General features: G+C 64.4%; 2 protein-coding genes and 1 pseudogene. 2 read left to right on the plus strand and 1 reads right to left on the minus strand.

Annotated elements, in window-relative coordinates; translation table 11 throughout:
* Together ENZ74_RS25895 and ENZ74_RS25900 are read left to right on the plus strand one after the other, a co-directional pair.
* Window positions 1-689, plus strand: a 689-nt coding sequence (locus ENZ74_RS25895) for a glycosyltransferase family 2 protein (RefSeq protein ID WP_127313075.1), incomplete at its 5' end; no start/stop codon positions are given.
* 9 nt (window positions 690-698) lie between these two features.
* The gene (locus tag ENZ74_RS25900; protein ID WP_063168606.1) at window positions 699-2,483 is read left to right on the plus strand and encodes an ABC transporter ATP-binding protein; all 1,785 of its coding nucleotides are present in this window, start codon (window positions 699-701) and stop codon (window positions 2,481-2,483) included.
* 288 nt (window positions 2,484-2,771) lie between these two features.
* Here the strand turns inward: ENZ74_RS25900 and ENZ74_RS25905 are convergent.
* Window positions 2,772-3,543 (minus strand): annotated as a pseudogene (locus tag ENZ74_RS25905) (hypothetical protein); the annotation flags it as partial.

Below are 3,543 nucleotides of genomic sequence, written 5' to 3' on the forward strand. Positions count from 1 at the left end.
GCCGTGTGCTGGTCTTCGTCGACGACGACTGCGCGCTCCATCGCGACTATCTGCGCGATCTGGAGCGACACTATGCGTCCGGGGAACAATGGCTCATCCGGGGCGGCCGTGTCGAGCTTGGCGATGCCAGGGATTTGCCGTTCACCATCAAGCGGTCGTGGGCGCGCGAGCGGCTGACGCCAGATGTTCATCCCGGCGGTTTCGTGCTGGGCTGCAACATGACGATGCACCGCGATGTAGCGGCCCGCATCGGCTATTTCGACGAACGCTTCGGCGCCGGCGGACCATTGCGGTCGGCCGAGGATACCGATTACCTCGTGCGCGCGATGCTGCTCGGCATCGCGGTCGAGTATGTGCCTGACATGACGATTTTCCACCATCACGGCCGGCGGGATCGCAAAGCCATCGAAAAGCTGCATCGCGACTACAGCCTGGGCAATGGCGGGCTCTGCCTGAAGCATGTTCGCCACGCGCCCTGGCTGCTTCGCCATTTCTACTGGGCCGCAAGAGGGGCTTTCAGGGAATTGGCGGGAGGACCCGCCTTCGATCGTGAACTCAACCTGCCGCACTGGCCGATCGTCGCCATGAATTTGCTCGGCGCGGCCAGGTTCGCGGTTCTCCTGCTGGTCAGACGGCCGCGGGCCGAACCGGTGCGGCAAGATCAACAAGCCAATGCCCAGGCGAGGTGAAACGCTGTAATGCCAATGCTGCCGCCAAACCTGCCGATGCTGTTCCGGGCGTTCGGAAAGCGGCAACTGCGCCTGCTTCCGGCGGTGGTGATTCTCGGCCTGGTCAGCGCCGTCCTCGAAGGGTTCGGCATCGGCCTGATCATCCCGTTGCTGGGCATCATCATGGGACACGGGGATGCCGCCGGAATGGCAGGCTTCTCCGCCGTCCTCCAGCACGTCGGATCGGGCTTGAGCGAGCGCGACCGGCTGATCGTCATTTCGGCCGCCATCCTCGGCTCGATCATCCTGAAGAACGTCTTCGCCTTCGCCAACACGCTGCTGACGACCTTCATCTCCGGCAAGGCAAGCCATTCCATCCGCAGCGCCCTGTCGGAGCAGCTGTTGCGGGTCGGCTACCCGTTCTTCCTGCGGCAGAGCCCCGGACGCCTGCTCAACATCATCTCCAACGAATCCTGGCGGGCTTCCGATGCGATCCAGATCATGCTGTCGGCCATCGTCAGCGCATCGGCCGCCATCATCCTCCTGGCTTTCCTGCTGCTGCTTTCGTGGCGCATGACGCTTTTGGTCACGCTCGGACTGGCGCTCGTCCAGATCGCGCACGCCATGCTCTCAGCCAATCTGAAGGAGCCAAGCCGCAGCGTCGCCTCGCGCAACGGCCACCTCGCCTCGCAGATGCTTCACCTTGTGCATGCCGGACGGCTGATCCGCATCTTCGGACAGGAGAACCGGGAAAAGGCGATGTTCGACACGGCGTCGGATGCGGTTCGCCGCGCCTCCTTCGCGCTGCTCGTGCGCCAGGGAGCGCTGCCGCCGCTGACGGAGGTTCTCCACGCCATGCTGTTCCTGGCGGTGGTGATCGGCGCCTGGCTGGCGCAGGTGAGTTTCCCGCTGATCATTGCCTTCGTCATCCTGCTCTACAGGCTGCAGCCGCATATGCGGGCCCTGCAGGGGTCGTGGAGCCAGCTGCAAGGCCTGAGCGGATCGCTTGAGGAGGTGACTTGGCTGCTGGATCCCACAGGCAAGCCGCAACCGCCGCAAGGGGACGGGCCATTCCACGGCCTGCGCCAGGGCATCAAGTTCGACGATGTGACATTCACCTACTCCGGCACGGACCGGCGCGAGGTGGTGCTGCACGCGGCGACATTCGAGATCCGCGGTGGCCGCTCGACGGCGCTGATCGGCCGCTCGGGCGCCGGCAAGACGACGATCGTCAATCTCCTGTGCCGCTTCGTCGAACCGGACACCGGCAACATCCTCGTCGATGGATCGCCGCTCGACCGGATCGATGCCAGCCAGTGGCGCCGGCACATCGCCCTGGCCAGCCAGGAACTGGAACTGGTCGACGGCAGCATTTTCGAAAACATAACCTACGGCCAGGATGCCGCGACTGCCGGCGATGCCGAGGCCGCCGCAAGACTGGCCGAAGCGCATGAATTCATCGAAAGGCTGCCTCAGGGCTACGAGACCCTGGTTGGCTACAGGGGCATCAATCTGTCGGCGGGACAGAGGCAGCGCATCGCCTTGGCGAGAGCCCTGGTGCGCGATCCCGATCTCCTCATCCTGGACGAGGCCACCAATGCCGTGGACGGGCTGTCGGAAGCGGCCATCGTCGAGACCCTGAAGTCGAGAGCCGGCCGCCGCACGACCATCGTCATCAGCCATCACCACAGCACCATCTCGTTCTGCGACGACGTGGTCATCCTGAGCGGCGGCCGCGTGAAAAAGCAGGCCCCTTTCGGCGCCCTGGCCTCGCTCAGCATGGACGAGCTTTACCAGCACGAACCGCTCGACTGAGAAGGCGCCGGGCCGGCCCGCGATCTTATCCTGGGCGTGTCTGCAGCCTCCGGCCGGCGGGTCGTCGCAAGGGTTCGAATCACAAGCCAGGGGAATTGCCGCTGGCACCTTCCGTGATCGCACCAATGCCGTGCGGGACCGCGGCGCGCTACCTTGTCTGTGCGGCGGACCTGTCGATCCGCCTGGCCGGTGCCCCATTGGACTTACTCTCCGGGTGAGGTGCCGGCCTCCCATGCACAAAAGAAGGATCTGAAGCGGGTCGCCTGAATCCTTCAGGCGCGACACGCTTCAGGTGGCGGCGCCGACATTCCTGCGCATGCGCCGCCTGCCCGTCGTCCGTGCTTTCTTCGCCATCGCCCCGGCCATCTCGACCACGCCGTCCTCGCGCGGCCTGCCATTGGTGGCCTTGTGGAGCCGCTCATAGGGCAGCAGTTCCTTGATCCGGGCATTGAGCGAGGCGATTTCGGCCTTGAGGTCCTCGCACTCCTGCCTCTGCACGTCGAACTGTATCTGTTCGGACGCCTGTTGCAGCGTCAGCTGAGAAAGGTTGGCGTTCACCTTGGAAAGACTCATCTTGTCGCTTTCGCTCTCCTGGCTCAGCGCGGACAATCTTTCATCGGCGATCTTCTTTTCGGCCAGAGCATCGTTCAGTTCGCTCTTGAGCCTGGCGATCTCGCCCGCGGCTTCGCCGTTTTCGCTCGACACCTGCTCAAGCCGCGATTGCAGGTTCTGGATCTCCGAGCTCAACCCGCGCATTTCCGCCTGGCTGCGAGCCAGCTCGGCTTCCTTGTCGCCTTCCATCATGTGGGCCGCTTCGGTCGTTTCCGACAGTTTCGCCTGTGCCGCCTCGAGCGACTTCTGCAGCCGCATCTCCTCTTTCTCGCTCTTGCCGAGCGCCGCCAGCAGCTCCGCCAGCCGCGCTGCTTCGGTGGCATGGACCGCCGACAGCTCGTCGAGCCTGTGGCGCGCTTGCGATTCCCGCTTCAGCGCCTTGTCGAGTTCGATCGACAGGTTGACGTGCTTTTCGCGCAGCATCTTGCTCTCGCGCAAGCGCCTGTTG

Origin of the sequence: Mesorhizobium sp. M7A.F.Ca.CA.002.15.2.1 (assembly GCF_003998715.1) — a bacterium.
Classification (GTDB): Bacteria; Pseudomonadota; Alphaproteobacteria; order Rhizobiales; family Rhizobiaceae; genus Mesorhizobium; species Mesorhizobium ciceri.

What these genes read in the sequence shown, in the direction of transcription:
- ENZ74_RS25900 (WP_063168606.1), top strand. Translation starts at nt 699, where the DNA reads ATGCCAATGCTGCCGCCAAACCTGCCGATGCTGTTCCGGGCGTTCGGA.